This window comes from Falsiroseomonas frigidaquae (genome assembly GCF_012163145.1).
Taxonomy (GTDB): domain Bacteria; phylum Pseudomonadota; class Alphaproteobacteria; order Acetobacterales; family Acetobacteraceae; genus Falsiroseomonas; species Falsiroseomonas frigidaquae.
This window is the reverse complement of sequence record NZ_JAAVTX010000004.1, coordinates 581,931-596,538: the sequence shown is the minus strand read 5'-3', so window position 1 is coordinate 596,538 and position 14,608 is coordinate 581,931. Positions and strand designations below refer to the sequence as shown.

16 protein-coding genes and 1 tRNA gene are annotated in these 14,608 nt (G+C 68.0%); 6 read left to right on the top strand and 11 right to left on the bottom strand.

What is annotated here, in order from left to right; genetic code table 11:
• Nucleotides 1-92: 92 nt before the first annotated feature.
• Both HB662_RS15525 and HB662_RS15520 read left to right on the top strand, forming a co-directional pair.
• The gene (locus HB662_RS15525) at nt 93-938 is read left to right on the top strand and encodes a DUF6920 family protein (RefSeq protein WP_168050701.1); all 846 of its coding nucleotides are present in this window, start codon (nt 93-95) and stop codon (nt 936-938) included.
• Nucleotides 939-1,097: 159 nt separating this feature from the next.
• Nucleotides 1,098-1,286 (top strand): hypothetical protein, encoded by a 189-nt coding sequence (locus HB662_RS15520; RefSeq protein WP_168050700.1) that lies wholly within the window; start codon nt 1,098-1,100, stop codon nt 1,284-1,286.
• Nucleotides 1,287-1,336: 50 nt separating this feature from the next.
• Here HB662_RS15520 and HB662_RS15515 read toward each other — a convergent pair whose 3' ends face one another.
• Nucleotides 1,337-1,927: an NADPH-dependent FMN reductase gene (locus HB662_RS15515; RefSeq protein WP_168050699.1), complete on the bottom strand. Its 591-nt coding sequence runs from the start codon at nt 1,925-1,927 to the stop codon at nt 1,337-1,339.
• Nucleotides 1,928-2,356: 429 nt separating this feature from the next.
• On the opposite strand from HB662_RS15515, the gene allE reads away from it, so the two are divergent.
• Complete coding sequence (gene allE / locus HB662_RS15510) at nt 2,357-3,148, top strand: (S)-ureidoglycine aminohydrolase (RefSeq protein ID WP_168050698.1); 792 nt, start codon at nt 2,357-2,359, stop codon at nt 3,146-3,148.
• Nucleotides 3,149-3,157: 9 nt separating this feature from the next.
• Here allE and HB662_RS15505 read toward each other — a convergent pair whose 3' ends face one another.
• The 9 genes from HB662_RS15505 to hisD all read right to left on the bottom strand — a co-directional run bounded on the left by HB662_RS15505 (nt 3,158) and on the right by hisD (nt 12,684).
• Nucleotides 3,158-4,285: a cobalamin-independent methionine synthase II family protein gene (locus tag HB662_RS15505; RefSeq protein ID WP_168050697.1), complete on the bottom strand. Its 1,128-nt coding sequence runs from the start codon at nt 4,283-4,285 to the stop codon at nt 3,158-3,160.
• An 11-nt stretch (nt 4,286-4,296) separates the two neighbouring features.
• Nucleotides 4,297-5,295, bottom strand: a complete 999-nt coding sequence (locus HB662_RS15500; RefSeq protein WP_209443300.1) for a cupin domain-containing protein — start codon at nt 5,293-5,295, stop codon at nt 4,297-4,299.
• Between the two features lie 5 nt (nt 5,296-5,300).
• Entirely contained in the window at nt 5,301-6,362 is a 1,062-nt protein-coding gene (locus tag HB662_RS15495) for an ABC transporter ATP-binding protein (RefSeq protein ID WP_168050695.1), read from the bottom strand.
• Between the two features lie 6 nt (nt 6,363-6,368).
• A complete protein-coding gene (locus tag HB662_RS15490) occupies nt 6,369-7,214 on the bottom strand; it encodes a carbohydrate ABC transporter permease (protein WP_168050694.1) in 846 nt (281 codons plus the stop codon).
• Nucleotides 7,211-8,092, bottom strand: coding sequence for a carbohydrate ABC transporter permease (locus HB662_RS15485; protein WP_168050693.1), 882 nt, complete (start codon nt 8,090-8,092; stop codon nt 7,211-7,213). The genes HB662_RS15490 and HB662_RS15485 overlap by 4 nt, the downstream gene beginning before the upstream one ends.
• Nucleotides 8,093-8,098: 6 nt before the next feature.
• A complete protein-coding gene (locus HB662_RS15480; protein WP_168050692.1) occupies nt 8,099-9,415 on the bottom strand; it encodes an ABC transporter substrate-binding protein in 1,317 nt (438 codons plus the stop codon).
• Between the two features lie 125 nt (nt 9,416-9,540).
• Nucleotides 9,541-10,614 carry a LacI family DNA-binding transcriptional regulator gene (locus HB662_RS15475; protein ID WP_168050691.1) on the bottom strand — a complete coding sequence of 358 codons (1,074 nt, stop codon included), beginning with the start codon at nt 10,612-10,614 and terminating at the stop codon, nt 9,541-9,543.
• Complete coding sequence (locus tag HB662_RS15470) at nt 10,611-11,375, bottom strand: SDR family NAD(P)-dependent oxidoreductase (protein ID WP_168050690.1); 765 nt, start codon at nt 11,373-11,375, stop codon at nt 10,611-10,613. The genes HB662_RS15475 and HB662_RS15470 overlap by 4 nt, the downstream gene beginning before the upstream one ends.
• Before the next feature lies 1 nt (nt 11,376).
• Entirely contained in the window at nt 11,377-12,684 is a 1,308-nt protein-coding gene (hisD, locus tag HB662_RS15465) for a histidinol dehydrogenase (protein WP_168050689.1), read from the bottom strand.
• Between the two features lie 83 nt (nt 12,685-12,767).
• Between hisD and HB662_RS29730 the strand changes: the two genes are divergently transcribed.
• Nucleotides 12,768-12,890, top strand: coding sequence for a hypothetical protein (locus tag HB662_RS29730; protein WP_280864605.1), 123 nt, complete (start codon nt 12,768-12,770; stop codon nt 12,888-12,890).
• A 410-nt stretch (nt 12,891-13,300) separates the two neighbouring features.
• Nucleotides 13,301-13,504, top strand: coding sequence for a hypothetical protein (locus HB662_RS15460; RefSeq protein ID WP_168050688.1), 204 nt, complete (start codon nt 13,301-13,303; stop codon nt 13,502-13,504).
• A gap of 112 nt (nt 13,505-13,616) precedes the next feature.
• Here HB662_RS15460 and HB662_RS15455 read toward each other — a convergent pair.
• Nucleotides 13,617-13,691: transfer RNA gene (locus HB662_RS15455), tRNA-Gly, on the bottom strand.
• A gap of 119 nt (nt 13,692-13,810) precedes the next feature.
• Between HB662_RS15455 and HB662_RS29725 the strand changes: the two genes are divergently transcribed.
• Entirely contained in the window at nt 13,811-14,293 is a 483-nt protein-coding gene (locus HB662_RS29725; RefSeq protein WP_168050687.1) for a methyltransferase family protein, read from the top strand.
• Nucleotides 14,294-14,608: the final 315 nt, after the last annotated feature.

The window sequence follows — 14,608 nt, the reverse complement described above, 5'->3', positions numbered from 1 at the left end:
CCTGGTGAACGCGTTGCGCGACGCCACCGGCCACACCGCCACGCGCCTGCCGATCCGTCCGGCGGATCTTCCCCAGCAACAGTGAGGAACGCATGAGAAAGACCTGGATCATCGCCGCCGTCATCGCCGCGCCCTTCCTGCTGGCCGGCGGCGCGGTCGGCATCGGCACCTTGCTGACCGAGCGCGAGATCGCCGGCCATGCGGCGCAGGTCGCCGCCATCGGCCGGCTGCAGCCGGCACGGCCCGCCGATCCGGCAGCGATCGCAGCCCTGCCCGAGCCGGTGCAGGCCTATCTGCGATTCGCCCTGCCGGGGCCTTTGCGGCCGCTGCACACGGTGCGGCTTGCTCAGGCGGGCGAATTCCGCCGCCCGTTGACCGAAGGCTTCGCGCCGACCACGGCCGAGCAGACCATCGCCATCGGCACCCCCGCCCTGATGTTCGCGGCCACCACGCCGCTGCTGCCGGGACTCTGGGCGCGGGCCTATGATTTCTACGCCGCCGGGCGGATGCGCATGCGCGCCAAGATACTCTCCACCCTGGGCGTGGTGAATGAGCACGAGACCGAGGCGTTGAACCGCACCTCGCTGCGCCGCTGGCTGCTGGAAAGCCCGCTCTACCCCATGGCGCTGCTGCCCGGCGGGCCGGTGCGCTGGGAGGCGGTGGATGCGCGCCGCGCGCGCGCCGTCGTTGCCGCGCATGGGCTGGAGGCCAGCCTGGTCGCGACTTTCCGCGCCGATGGCAGCCTGGAACGCTTCGACGCGGAACAGGATGGCGATCTGACCGCGCCCTATCACGGCTCGGGCGAGCATGTGACGCGGACGGACTATCGGCTGGTCGAGGGCGTGATGATCCCCATGGGTTTTGTCATCGCGCGGGCGGCGGGCGGGCGGATCCATCCCTTCTGGCGCGGGCGTGTCACCGGGATCGTCTTCGAGTGACCCGAACCGGGGCGTCCCGCCGATCTCGCCCCGCCTGGCTTTTTCCTCCTTGCGCGGCTTCCGCTTCTGTCCGCTGCTTTGGCGGCGGGCGGGCTGCTGTCCGCCGCGCGCGGGACCCGGGCGCTTGTCGCCTCGCGCATCCTTGCGCCGGCCGAAGCCGTGACCATCGACCTGCGCCCGGACGTCCATGCCGGGCTGCAGGCCCCGGTGCGCCGCTACTTCGACTTCGCGTTCAATGGGCAGGCCGCGGTGACGCTGCGCGCCGTGGATTGGACCGAGCAGGGCGATTTCCTGCTGCCGGTCGGCCGCTTCCGCGTGCAGGGCCGGCAGCGCAGCCAGGCTGGCTGAGCATTCTGAGCCGTCATGCCAGGAAGACCGGATTCTTCAACTGGCTGAAATCAATAGGGGGGCGCCCGGTGGTCTCGCTGCCGACGTACCGCCTCGGCCCACCACTCCAGATCCTCGGCGAAGCGCGGGAATGCCCGCATCAGCGCAGCGCCGCCCTCACCGGTCGGCTTTCCTGCCTCATCGAGCGATGAGGCAATCGGCCCGACCAGGAGCGTGCTCGAGATGACAACCATGCCCATCTCGGAGAGGGTGCCGTGCCAGACCAGGTTGGACCGAGCCCCGGCCAGCCGGCCGGCGGAGTAGCTGGCAATGGCTGCCGGCCGCCAGAACCACTCCTCAAGGAAGTGATCCGTGAGGTTCTTAAGCCCGGGCTGGACGCCCCAGTTGTACTCGCCGGCGACAAAGACGTAGCCATCGGCGCCTCGAATCTTCGTCGCCAGGGTCTCGAGGGCCTCCGGTGCCGTCCCGGGCGGATGCTCCTTGTACATCCGGTCCAGCATGGGAAGCCCGACCGCCTGGGCATCGATCAACTCCGCCTGAGCTCCGCGGGCAGCAAATGCATCGACCAGGAAGCGGGCCAGCCGAATGCCGGTGCGGTCCGAGCGGTAGGAGCCGTAGAGAACGAGAAGCGTAAGGGCCATGGTGTCTCCAGCTTCCAGTTGCGGTTGTTCCTCAGCTATCGACGCACCCGCGCAGTCGCCTCCGCCGTGTGCTTCGATGGCGACGCTGGCACGCGCCCTGCGTGGGGCGGCACGATAACCTTGAGGCCGATCCCGGACGAAGAAAAGGATGTGTCAGGGCACCCCGGCGCGAGCCACCTCCGCCCTGCTGACCACCGACCAGTGGTCGTTGGCCGGTGGTGAACATGCCTCGGTCGCGCGAGCGGTGTCGGCCGACGATATCTCTCTGGGCGAGGCGGTGGTGTCGCTGGCGGCGAAGGATGGCCGCTACAGGCGGCGACGCAGGCGCCTTGATGGATGCGACGCCGACTGCGGGCTACATCATCTCACACAGAAAGCCGGCCGGCGACCTGGCCGAGACCATCCTCACCACCGCCCTGGAGAGACCGCATGAGCCGCCGTGAAATCCTGCCGCCTGGCATCTTCGGGCAGAACCGCACCATGGTGACGCCGCACTACGCGGTGATGCCGCCCGAGGGAATTCTCGAAAGCCGCCTGCCCGGCCTTGAGCGAACCAAGGTGCATTTCCAGACCTCGCCGGCCATGGGCGCGAATTTCGCGCAGGCGCTACTGGTGATGCAGCAGGGCGGTGGCACCACGGCGCCGATCGAGGACGGGCTGGAGCACTTCCTCTATGTGCTGGCTGGCGAAGTTGACTGCGAAGCCGATGGTGCACAACGCCGCCTCGGCGCTGGTGGCTTCGCCTATGTGCAGGGTGGCCGCCGCTATGGCTTCCGCGCCCTGGGCGGCGAGGCGCGCGCCATCTGGATCAAGCGGCCCTACCTCGCCGCACCTGGCATCACGCCGCGCGCCAGCTTCTTCGGCAGCCGGGACGCGGTGCCGCGCGTCAACAAGCATACCCAGGGCCGCAACTGGCAGGCGCTGCTCGGCGAGGCAGACCTCGCCATGGACATGGAGGTGAACATCCTGTCCTTCGCGCCAGGCACCTACTTTCCCTTCGTCGAGACCCACATCATGCAGCACGGGCTGTATATGCTGGAGGGGCAGGGGCTGTATCTGCTCGGCCGGGAATGGCACGAATGCTGGGCCGGCGACTTCATCTGGATGGGCGCCTATGTCCCGCAGCAATTCTACGCCACCGGCTGGGGCGAAACGGCCTACCTGCTCTACAAGGATGTGAACCGCGACGTGCGGTTCGAAGGCTTTGCGGCAGCACGGTAGACGGCCCGCCTAGAGCCGCGCCGAGGCGATTCGTGCACCCTCCGTCAGCGAGGCGAGCTTCGCCCAGGCGATATCGCCATGCACGGCGCCATAGCCCGCGAAGGTGCCGAAGCCGCAATCGGTTCCGGCGATGACGCGGTCCGGCCCGACGATCCGGGCGAAGGTCTCGATCCGCTGCGCCACCAGTTCCGGGTGTTCGACGAAGTTGGTGGTGCTGTCGAGGCAGCCGGGGATCAGGACCCAGTCCTGCGGCAGCTTCTGGTCGCGCCACACCGTCCATTCATGCGCATGGCGCGGGTTCGAGGCTTCGAACAGCAGGCCGCCGATACGCAGCTTGCGCAACACTGGCAGCACGCGGCCCAGCGCGATGTCCCGCGTATGCGGGCCCTCGTAGTTGCCCCAGCAGATGTGCAGCCGGACATTCGCGGGCGCGATATTGCGCAGAGCGTGATTGATGACCTCGACGTGCCGCTCGGCGCGGAGCAGGAAGTCCTCCTCCGTCAGCTCCGGATACAGCATGTGGCGGCCGAGGCCGAGATCCGGCGCGTCGATCTGCAGTGTCAGGCCGGCGGCGACGATGCCCTCGTACTCATGCCGCATCCCCTCCGCCAGGTCGGTCATGTAGCTGTCGATGTCGGGATGGATGTCGGAGGGCTGGAACAGCGCGATGACGCCGGGGGAGGCGCTGTTCATAAAGCCCGTGCCGTAGCCGGCGCGATCCAGCGCCTCGCGCATCAGCCGCAGGTCATGCGCCAGCGGGTCCATCGACTTCACGCCGATCGGCCCGGTGCAGCGCGGCCGGCGATAGGTCGGCGTGCCGCCGCCACGCGCGATCTTCTCCGCATAGGCCGGGAAGTCGCCGAGGTCGGCCGGCATGCGGCGTGGGCTGTCGCCGGCGAAGCCGGTCAGCCGGTCCTTGATATAGGTGGCGTAGGAGATCTTGGAGGTTTCGCCATCCGAGGGGATGTCGATGCCGATCTCCTTCTGCCGCCGCAGTACCTCATGCGTCGCGTGGTCCATCGCGGCGTCATAGGCGGCGGGGTCGATCGCTTCCTCGCGCTCACGGGCAAACAGGAAGTCGGCGACGATCTGGTTGCGCGGCAGGGAGCCGACATGGGTGGTGCGAATACGGGTCATGCTGCGATGCCTCAGAGGAAGCGCGGTGCGGCGGGGGCATCGCCGCCGCGCACGACATAGGCGGCCACACCGTTGGAGGAACTGGCGCGGAAGCTGCGTGCCAGACCCTTTGGCGTGGTGAAGGTATCGCCCGGTCCCAGGATGACCTCGCCCTCCGGCGTCGTGATCTGCAGCACGCCGCGATGCACGAAGATCACCTCCTCCTCATCCCGCACATGGCTCGGCACGCTGGCGCCGGATTCCAGGCGCAGCGCGCGCAGGTTGAAGCCGTGCGGCCACCAGCCGATGAGCGGGCCAGGCTCGAAACCGTCGCCGGTGCTGGCGGGGCCGATGATGGGCAGTTCCTCCACACCTTCCCGTGCCAGCGGCGAGTGCGGATTGGCGCGGAGGTCGCCGGCCTTGATGACGCAGCCCTGCAGGCGATCCGCCGGCGGGGTGGCCAGCGCCGCGATCTGCTCCGGCCCGGGCGGCTGCTGCAGCACGGCATTGGCCGGCACGCTCTCGCCGACCGTGGTGTCCACCAGGCGGCCGCCCTCCAGCAGCACGAGGCCGTATTGCTGCGCCAACTCGAAGACGCGCGGCGCCCAGGTGACCTTGCCCGGATTGTCGCGGCCCAGCACGGCAAACAGGAAGCCGGTCTCCGTGCCGATATTCTCGAAGCCGCGATACATGTGGGTGGGGATGGAGATGGTATCGCCTTCCTCCATCACCACGTCACCCTCATCGGCATTCACGCCGAAGATCATGCGCCAGCGTCCCTTGTGGACGATGAAGACCTCCGCCGTCTCGTGGCTGTGCTGGCTGTTCAGGCAGCCCGGCGGCTGCCGCGCGCCACCGATGTTGAAGCCATGCGCCTCCGGGATATGCACATGCTGGTTCGGATTTTCGCTGACGCCGGGCCCGATGAGGGTGAAATTCTCCTTGGCGTCGGAGCCGGGCGTGCGGCTGTCGACGAAGGCGTTGCGGCAGGGGATGAGGTCCGCATAGCGGATCAGGCGATCGGTCAGCATGGCGGTCATTCCGGTTGCAGGCGCTTGGTGGAAGCGGCGTCGAAAAGATGCAGGCGGGAGGCGTCGAGGCGCAGGGCCACCGTGCTGCCGATCTCGGCCCGCCAGGCCCGATCCGCCTTGGCGATGATCCGCGATTCGCCGGCCTGCACGGTGACCAGTACCGCATCGCCGGTGAGTTCCACCGCATAGATGCTGGCATCGAGGTCGCCGCTGCCGGCGGGCGCCACGGTGACATCCTCCGGCCGTACACCCAGCACAGCCTTGCCCCTGTGGCGGGCGACGCCGGTGGCGGCCTGGAAGCCGCCGGGTGCGGTAAAGCGGCCATCAGCGTGGTCGCCTGTCACCAGGTTCATCGGCGGGGATCCGATAAAGCCCGCGACGAAGAGATCGGCGGGGCGATCATAGATCACCTCCGGCGTATCGAGCTGGCGGATCTCGCCGCCCTGCATGACCGCGACACGGTGCGCCAGCGTCATCGCCTCGATCTGGTCATGGGTGACATAGACCGTGGTGACGCCAAGCTCGTGTTGCAGATGCTTGATCTCGGCCCGCGTCGAGACGCGCAGCTTGGCATCGAGATTGGACAGCGGCTCGTCCATCAGGAACACGGTTGGCCGCCGCACGATGGCGCGGGCCAGCGCCACGCGCTGCCGCTGGCCGCCGGACAGCTCCTTCGGCCTGCGATGCAGCAGTGCTTCCAGCTCCACCTTCGCCGCCGCGGCGCGCACCTGCGCCTTGCGCTCGGCACCCTTGATGCCGCGCAGCTTCAGCGGGTAGCCGATGTTGTCCTCCACCGTCATGTGCGGATAGAGGCCGTAGGACTGGAACACCATGGCGATGTCGCGGTCGCGCGGCGGCAGGTCGTTCACCCGCTGGCCGCCGATCAGGATGTCGCCGGCGCTCGGTTCCTCCAGCCCGGCGATCATGCGCATCGTCGTGGTCTTGCCGCAGCCGGATGGGCCGAGCAGCACCATGAACTCGCCGTCGCGGATCTCCAGCGACTGATCGCGCACGGCGGTGAAGCTGCCCCAGGCCTTGGTGACGTTGCGCAGGCTGACTTCAGCCATGGTCCCTCACTTCACCGCGCCGCCGGTCATGCCGCGCACGAAATGGCGCTGGATGACGGAGGACAGAAGAAACATTGGAATGGAGATCAGGATGCCGGCCGCGGCGATCAGCTCCCACAGGTCGCCCCGCTCTGTGCGGAAGCGGGTGATGCCGACGGGCAGCGTCACCGCGTCGTCGCGCGTCAGGATCAGCGCGAACAGGAACTCGTTCCAGGTCAGGATGAAGCAGAACACGGCCGTCACCAGCACGCCCGGCCAGACCATTGGCACGACGATATCGAGGATCACGCGCATCCGCGTCGCGCCATCGACCAGCGCCGCTTCCTCGGATTCGGTCGGCACCGCATCCAGAAAGCCCTTCAGCATCCAGACCGCGAAAGGCGTGACGATGGCGAGGTTGACGATGACCAGCGCCAGATGGGTGTCGAGCAGTCCCAGATCGCGGAACAACAGATAGAACGGCAGCACCACCACCACGGCCGGGATGAACTGGGTTGCGAGGATGGTGAAGAACAGCGCGCCCTTGAAGCGCATCTCGAAGCGGCTGAAGGCATAGGCCGCCATGGTGGAGCAGGGGATGGAGATCAGCACCGTCAGTCCGGCAACGACGGTGCTGTTCCACACCGCCGCGCCGATGTTCCAGGGCGCGGCGAAGATCGTGCGGAAATTGTCGAGCGTCGGCGTGAACAGGACGGTGAGGTCGAACAGGTCGACCGGCCGCTTGAAGGCGGTCAGCGCCATCCAGACGATCGGGAACAGGATGAGGAACAGCGCCAGCAGCAGGATGGCGGATTCCAGCGCCTTCAGTACCAGCTTGCGCCTGCGCGCCGCTGCCGCACGTGTCCCGCTCATGCTCCACCTGGCTTGCGCAGGATCAGCTTCATGTACCAGACCGCCAGGAACACCAGCATCGCGGTGAGGATCCAGGCCACCGCCGAGGCATAGCCCATGTCGTACCAGCGGAAGGCGATGGAATAGACCAGGTAGGCGAGGGTGACTGTGGACTGGCCCGGGCCGCCGCCCGTCAGGGTCACCACCTGGTCGAACATCTTCAGCGCGAAGACGGTCTTCAGGATGGCGACCACGGCCAGTACCGGCATCAGCGCCGGCAGCGTCACGTCGCGCAGCACCTGCCATTCGCTGGCGCCGTCGATGCGCGCGGCTTCCTCCGGCTCCTTCGGCAAGGCCGAGAGTCCACCGAGCACCACCAGCGTCATGTACGGGATCCAGCGCCAGGCATCGGAGAAGACCAGCACCAGCAGGGCAGCTACCGGGTCGCCGAGCCAGACGTAGCCTTGCAGCCACGGCACCAGCGTGCCCGCCAGCCAGGTGAAGACGCCCATCTCCGCGTTGAACATGAAGCGGAAGGAGATGCCGACGAGGGCAGGGGAGACGGCAAAGGGCAGGATCAGCACCGCGCGTGTCATGCTGTGGAGCACGCCGGCGCGACGCAGCAGCAGCGCCAGGCCGAGCGCGCAGACCACAGTAAGAGCCACATCGATGGCGACGAAGCTCGCCGTCACCTGCAGGGCATTGGCGAAGTCCGGGTCGTCGGTCAGCGCCGTCACGTAGTGCTCGGGCCCGATGAACGGCCCGGGCGTCAGCGACCGCGTCAGCCGCCAGTCCCGGAAGCTGGTGACCAGCGAGACGGCGAGCGGCCAGATCGTCGTACCCAACACGAGCAGGGCCGCCGGCAGGATCAACACATATTTGAGCCGGCGGTCCTGCATCGCCGATCAGCCGCGGCGGATGATGCGGCGCACCTGGGCGGCGGCGCCGTTGAAGGCATCTGGCACGCTGCGGGTGCCCGTTGCCGCCTCGCTCATCGCCGTCTCCAGTGCCTCGCTGATCTGCGGCCATTCGGGGCCGTAGGTGATGCTCTCGGTGCGGGCCAGACCCTCCGCGGCGAAGCGGTGCATGCCGCCGAAGCGGGCGTTCACCGCCTCATCCAGCAGGTTCGGCTGCATCACGGCCACCACGTCGTTCTCGCGCGGGTCGAGCAGGATCTCGCGCTCCAGCGCCGGATTGGCGATCCAGGCCAGCAGTTCCGCGGCGGCTTCCTTGCGGCGCGAGCGGCGCGGGATGCCCCATACCCAGGTATTGGTGAAGGTGGTGCGCGGCCGGCCCTCATAGGACGGCATCGGAGCGAAGCCGATCTGGCTTTCAGTGAGCCGGCTGGATTGCGGATTGAGCAGCGTGGAGCGCACCCACCACCAGACCGGCAGCATCGCCGCATTGCCCTGGCCCATGCTGTTCACGGCATCCTGTTCCGTGAAGGACAGCGCGCCGGACGGCACCACGCGATGGACGCGCAGCAGATCCACATAATCCTGCACTGATTGCAGGCCGGCCGCGCTGTTGAAGGCGGGCTGGCCGCGGTCATCGAACAGGCTGGCGCCACGGCCCCAGAGGAAGTTGTACCAGACCATCAGGTTCTGGCCGTTGCCGCGGCCGTAGGGCACGGAGACCCCGGCGATGCCACTCTCCTTCTCCTGTACCGCCTTGGCGGTCTCGACCAGTGCGGACCAGGTCGCCGGCACGGTCAGGTTATGCTTCTCGAACAGGTCGCGCCGGTAGAACAACAGCTGCACATGGCCGCGGCTTGGCAGGCCGAGCAGCTTGCCGTTGACGCGGCCCTGGCGCAGATGCGCCTCCGGCCAGCGATCCAGCGGAATGGACTTGGCGCGTACGATGTCATCGATCGGGTCGAACAGGTTGTTCAGCGAGGCGACCCACTGGTCCATCGCGATGGCGAGGTCGTAGTCGCCGCCGCCGCCGACCATCTCGGCCGTCAGCGCCTCACGCATGCTGGCGAAGGGAACGAAGGTGTATTTTGCGGTGATGCCGGTCTGTTCGGTGAAAGCGGCGAGCCGCGCCTCATGCGCACGGAACTGCGAGGATACCACGCAGAGCACCTTCAATTCCTGCCCGGCGAAGGGCTTTCCCGGACGCAGGCCGGGTGTCGCGGTGACGGAGGCGCGGGCCGGCGCGGCGGCCGCGAAGGCGGCGCCTCCTGCGGCTGCGGCCAAAAGTTCACGACGGCGGATCGCCATGGTCGGTCCCTCCTCCCTTGGCGTCGGCTGATCGCCGCGCCGTTTTCTTGCCTGGCAGGACCTTCGGCCGCGCCAGCTTGCATACGCATGCAACCCTAGCCGCGTGTTTCCCCGGCTGGCAAGCCTCAACCGGCGGCGTCGACTACCGCAGGGCGCCAGACGAGCTGCTCCGCCAGGCTGACACAGCCTTCGGTCGGCATCCGAGCGGATCCGCGCACCACCAACTCTCCCCGCACCACCTCATGCCGCGTCGGCGCCGCGGGGTTCTCGATCATCTCGCAGACCAGCGCGACGGTTGCATCGACCATCGGCTGCACCGGCTGGGAGAAGGAGGTGAGGGAGAAGCTGGGCCAGCGCGCCGGGCCGGTATCGTCGAAGCCGACCAGCGACAGGTCGCGCGGAATCCGCAGGCCGAATTCGTGTCGCGCCACCTCCGCCACCGCGGTCGCCATGTGGTCGTTGCCGCAGAAGATCGCATCCGGCCGGTCCGGCCGCGCCAGCAGCCGGCGAGCGGCGGCGGAGGCCTCGTCGAAGCGGTACAGCCCGACCTCGCGCAGTGGCGGCCGATGCCCATGCTCCTCAAGCCAGCCGCAGAAGCCGCGCTCGCGGTCGCGGCTGGTGGAGGAGTTCTCGATGCCTGCCAGGAAACCAAGGCGGCGATGGCCGCCGGTCACCAGGAACTCCGCGATCAGACGGCCACCGCGCAGGTTCTCACCTGTCACGGAGGAAACGCTTGGCGCGCGGCTGGTGCGGTTGAACAGCAGCACCGGAATACCGGCCGCCTGGCACTGGTCCGCGAGCTCGGAGGACAGGGTGGTGGAGGCCAGGATCAACGCATCGACGCGCCAGGCCAGCACCTCCTGCAGTTGCGGGTCGGCGTGGCGGCCGGCATCGGGCATGAAGAGCAGCATCTGGTAGCCGCGCGCCTGCAGGCCGCGCGACAGCGCCTCCAGCACATCCGGGTAGAAGTGATTCTGCAGATAACTGGCGGCAACACCGATGATGCGGCTACGCCGCGTGGTCAGCGACCGCGCAATGGCATTGGGGCGATAGCCGAGTTGGCGCGCCGCTTCCGCCACGCGCAGCCGCGTCTCCTCGGCAATGGAGGCGCCGGGCGTGAAGGCGCGGCTGACGGCGGATTGCGAAACCCCGGCGAGACGCGCGACATCGGTCGCCGTGGCGTGCCGCTTCGGGCTCATCCCGCCGTCCAGCCACCATCCACGAGCAGGGAGGAGCCAGTCATCAGCGACGCCGCGTCGGAACACAGGAACAGGATGGCGCCCATCAGATCCTCCACCTGGCCAAGCCGGCCGAGCTTGATCTTCTGCATCACCTGCGTCCGGAATGTCTCATCCTGCAGGAAGGGCCGCGTCATCGGCGTCTCGATGAAGGTCGGGCATAGCGTGTTCACGCGAATGCCGTGCGGCGCCAGGTCGATGGCCATGGCCCGCGCCACGCCCTCGATCGCCCATTTGGAGGCGCAGTAGACGCTGCGCCGGGCGCCGCCGACATGGCCCATCTGCGACGAGATATGCAGAATTGTGCCCGGAATCTCGGCCGCGATCATGCCGCGCGCCACAGCCTGCGCGACGAAGAAGGCAGCGCGGAGGTTCAGCGCCATCACCGCGTCGAAATCCTCCGGCGTCACGTCCTGGAAGGCGGCGGGGCGGTTGGTGCCGGCATTGTTCACCAGCGCGTGGAAAGGCGGCAGCGCGGCGATCTGCGCGGCCGCCTGCTCGATATCCGCGACGTCGAGCACCAGCGCCTCCGCACTGCCGCCCTCGGCTTGGATCTCCGCCGCGGCCGCCTCGATCTCGTCGCGAGACCGCGCCGCTAGCACGACATGCGCGCCAGCCTGCGCCAGCGCCGCAGCCGCGGCCAGGCCGATTCCACGGCCCGCGCCGGTCACCAGCGCACGGCGTCCGTCCAGCCGGAAGGAGGGGGTGCGAGGCAGGGTCATGCTACTCGGCCGCCTGGCCATAGGGCACATTGCTGCCACCATAGCGGCGCAGGCGGATATTCGCCTGCTCGGCATGTCCGACAAACCCCTCCAGCATGCAGAGCCGGGAACAATAGGCGCCGATCATCGCGCTCGCCTCATCCGTCAGGACGCGCTGGTAGGTCACCGTCTTCAGGAACTTGCCGACCCAGAGCCCACCCGTGTAGCGCGCCGCGCCCATGGTCGGCAGTGTGTGGTTGGTGCCGATGACCTTGTCGCCATAGCTGACATTGGTGCGCGGGCCGAGGAATAGCGCGCCGTAGTTGGTCATGTTAGCCAGGAAGAAGTCGTCATCCGCCGTCATGACCTGCACATGCTCGGATGCGATGCGGTCGGCCTCGCGCAGCATTTCCGCACGGTCCTCGCAGACGATGACCTCGCCATAATCCGCCCAGGCCTTTCCGGCGACGGCGGCCGTTGGCAGGATGGTCAGCAGGCGCTCGACCTCCGCCATGGTGGCGCGCGCCAGCTTCTCGCTGGTGGTGAGCAGGATGGCGGGGCTGGTCGGGCCGTGCTCGGCCTGGCCGAGCAGGTCCGTGGCACAGATTTCGGCATCCACCGTCTCGTCGCAGATGATCAGCGTCTCGGTTGGGCCGGCGAACAGGTCGATGCCGACGCGGCCGAACAACTGCCGCTTGGCCTCCGCGACATAGGCATTCCCGGGCCCGACCAGCATGTCCACCGCCGCGATGGTCTCGGTGCCCAGCGCCATGGCGCCAACTGCCTGCACGCCGCCGAGGCAGTGGATCTCATCGGCGCCGGCCAGGTGCTGCGCCGCGACGATGGCCGGGGCGGGGCGGCCCTGATAAGGTGGGGCGCAGGTGACAATGCGCGGCACGCCGGCCACCTTCGCCGTCACCACCGACATATGGGCGGAAGCCAGCAGCGGATACTTGCCGCCGGGAACGTAGCAGCCCACCGAGTTCATCGGGATGTTCTTGTGACCGAGGACCACGCCCGGCAGCGTCTCCACCTCGATGTCGCGCAGCGCGGCGCGCTGGTGCTCGGCGAAGTTGCGGACCTGGGCTTGGGCGAAGCGGATATCGTCCAGCGCGCGAGCCGGCAGCTCCGCCAGGCAGGCGCGTATCTCGGCATCGGTCAGGCGGGAATCCGGGCGCTCCAGCCCGTCGAAACGGGCCGACATCTCCCGCACCGCCGTGTCACCCCGCGCGGCGATATCCGCCAGCAGGCGCTCCACCGTGGCGCGCACCTCGGTCTGCGCGGCTTCCTTGTCGGCGGCACCGATCGAGCGCTTGAGCCAGGTCGCCATGTTGTTCTCCCCTTCGATCCGGCATGAGATTGCCCGTAAGCTGCATGCGTATGCAAGATGCGTCCGGGGAGGGCGGCAGCTGCATGAACCGACCAGCACGCCCGGCGGATGTTCGACGGCCCGGTCTGCGGCCGCACCATGGCGTGGACCTCGTCGCCGAGCCATCGCAGCGCGGCACCCCGATGATCGACGCGGCCCTGCCGTGAACCGGACCGACAATTCCAACCTCAAGGAGAAGAGGCGCGACGACTGGTCCGGGCGCGCGGCCGGGTTCGATGCAGCGCTCGCCTGATGGCACCTAGGCGCTTCGCCGTCTCGGTCCGCAAGCCGGAATGGCGGCTGACAGCCCATGCTACCATCCCGCCAGCAGGAAGTCCCGCAGCTGGACCACATGCGGATCGCGCAGCAACCCTGGTCGCGTCTGCAAGACGAACACCGAGTGGCCTTTCCCCCTGCCTGGGATCCACCTGTGATGAGAGAGCTGGCTTCCTTGGCCCCGCCCCTGTCTCTGGTCCGGGGTCTACGCAAGTTCTCGGGCTGGTTGAGCTTGGTTGGCGAAGGCCCTTGACCGACGCCACGGACGCCTCCAGACGCGATGGAGCCGCTGACTGCGTCCATGATGGTGATGATCATGCCGATCGTCGGCGTCGCATCCCCCGGCCCCGGAGGTGATCTCCGCCGCATGCGCGGATCGCGGATCTCGAAACGGACAGGATCAAGGCGCGGCCTTGGTCACCTTCGGCCGCATGATGACGGCAACCTGCGGCCGGGCTGGATGGCCATGAAGGTCGCGAAGGCGGTACAGCCGGCCACCGGGTGATGACCGCGGCCTTGCCCAACAGGTGCCCAATTGGCTGCCCGGAAGGCCCAGAAACAACAACGGCCCGATCTGGAGGACCGAGCCGGAAACCGTTGTTTTACTTGAGGCCGACTGGAGCGGGCGAAGGGATTCGAACCCTCGACCCCAACCTTGGCAAGGTTGTGCTCTACCCCTGAGCTACGCCCGCGCTCCGTCGGTAGGCGCTCTCTACCATGCCGGAGCGGGATTGCAAGGCGCCCTTCGCCGACTTCTTGCACACAGGTGACAAGTTCTGGCGGATCGCCTCCTGCGACCCTAGATCGGGGTATGCAAGCCGCCGATCCGACCAGGCCGCCCAACCGGGTTCCCTGGCCGCCACTGATCTATCTGCTGGCAGCCCTGGTAGCGCTCGGCTTGGGCTGCGCTTGGCCGAGGCCGGACTGGCCGGTGGCTGAGGTCCTTTCTGGACTCGGATGGCTGGTGCTGGCGGCTGGGGGCGGACTGGATCTCTGGGCGATGGCCACCATGCGCCGCCATCGCGCGAATATCCTGCCGCATCGGGCCGCTACGGCGTTGGTGACAACGGGGCCCTTCGCGTGGTCGCGCAACCCGATCTATCTCGGCAACACGCTGATGCTGATCGGGTTCGGCTTGGTCCTTCGCAACCCGTGGTTCCTGCCGGCCGCCGCTGCCGCCGCCGTGGCGGTCACGCATCTCGCGATCCGGCGAGAGGAGGCGCATCTCGAGATTCTCTTCGGTCCGAGTTGGCTGGCCTACCGGCAGCGTACCGCCCGCTGGTTCGGCCGCTAGGAGAGCCCGCCTGCGTCTTCCAAGCGCTGCAGTTCGCCCGGCCTGATGCCCGCCGGCGGTCTGTCGGTCTCCACGGTGCGGCGCATCAGGCAGCCCTTTCGGCTGCAGCCGCATCGGAGGCGACCGGGCTATGCGACAGCGTCAGCCTCAAGCTGGCCCGCCTGAGCGGGCACTGCTGCTGCAGCATGAAGAAAAGGCGGCGCCAGATCCAGGCGCTCCGCACCCAGCTGATGAAGCCCCGCTGCTGGCGCAGCACTCGCTCACGCTAACATCTGGTTCAGCTAACCAGCAGCCAGGCAGTTCGCGCGACGCGGG

What these genes read in the sequence shown, in the direction of transcription:
- HB662_RS15525 (WP_168050701.1), top strand. Translation starts at nt 93, where the DNA reads ATGAGAAAGACCTGGATCATCGCCGCCGTCATCGCCGCGCCCTTCCTG.
- HB662_RS15515 (WP_168050699.1), bottom strand. Translation starts at nt 1,927, where the DNA reads ATGGCCCTTACGCTTCTCGTTCTCTACGGCTCCTACCGCTCGGACCGC.
- allE (WP_168050698.1), top strand. Translation starts at nt 2,357, where the DNA reads ATGAGCCGCCGTGAAATCCTGCCGCCTGGCATCTTCGGGCAGAACCGC.
- HB662_RS15505 (WP_168050697.1), bottom strand. Translation starts at nt 4,285, where the DNA reads ATGACCCGTATTCGCACCACCCATGTCGGCTCCCTGCCGCGCAACCAG.
- HB662_RS15500 (WP_209443300.1), bottom strand. Translation starts at nt 5,295, where the DNA reads ATGCTGACCGATCGCCTGATCCGCTATGCGGACCTCATCCCCTGCCGC.
- HB662_RS15495 (WP_168050695.1), bottom strand. Translation starts at nt 6,362, where the DNA reads ATGGCTGAAGTCAGCCTGCGCAACGTCACCAAGGCCTGGGGCAGCTTC.
- HB662_RS15490 (WP_168050694.1), bottom strand. Translation starts at nt 7,214, where the DNA reads ATGAGCGGGACACGTGCGGCAGCGGCGCGCAGGCGCAAGCTGGTACTG.
- HB662_RS15485 (WP_168050693.1), bottom strand. Translation starts at nt 8,092, where the DNA reads ATGCAGGACCGCCGGCTCAAATATGTGTTGATCCTGCCGGCGGCCCTG.
- HB662_RS15480 (WP_168050692.1), bottom strand. Translation starts at nt 9,415, where the DNA reads ATGGCGATCCGCCGTCGTGAACTTTTGGCCGCAGCCGCAGGAGGCGCC.
- HB662_RS15475 (WP_168050691.1), bottom strand. Translation starts at nt 10,614, where the DNA reads ATGAGCCCGAAGCGGCACGCCACGGCGACCGATGTCGCGCGTCTCGCC.
- HB662_RS15470 (WP_168050690.1), bottom strand. Translation starts at nt 11,375, where the DNA reads ATGACCCTGCCTCGCACCCCCTCCTTCCGGCTGGACGGACGCCGTGCG.
- hisD (WP_168050689.1), bottom strand. Translation starts at nt 12,684, where the DNA reads ATGGCGACCTGGCTCAAGCGCTCGATCGGTGCCGCCGACAAGGAAGCC.
- HB662_RS29730 (WP_280864605.1), top strand. Translation starts at nt 12,768, where the DNA reads ATGAACCGACCAGCACGCCCGGCGGATGTTCGACGGCCCGGTCTGCGG.
- HB662_RS15460 (WP_168050688.1), top strand. Translation starts at nt 13,301, where the DNA reads ATGATGGTGATGATCATGCCGATCGTCGGCGTCGCATCCCCCGGCCCC.
- HB662_RS29725 (WP_168050687.1), top strand. Translation starts at nt 13,811, where the DNA reads ATGCAAGCCGCCGATCCGACCAGGCCGCCCAACCGGGTTCCCTGGCCG.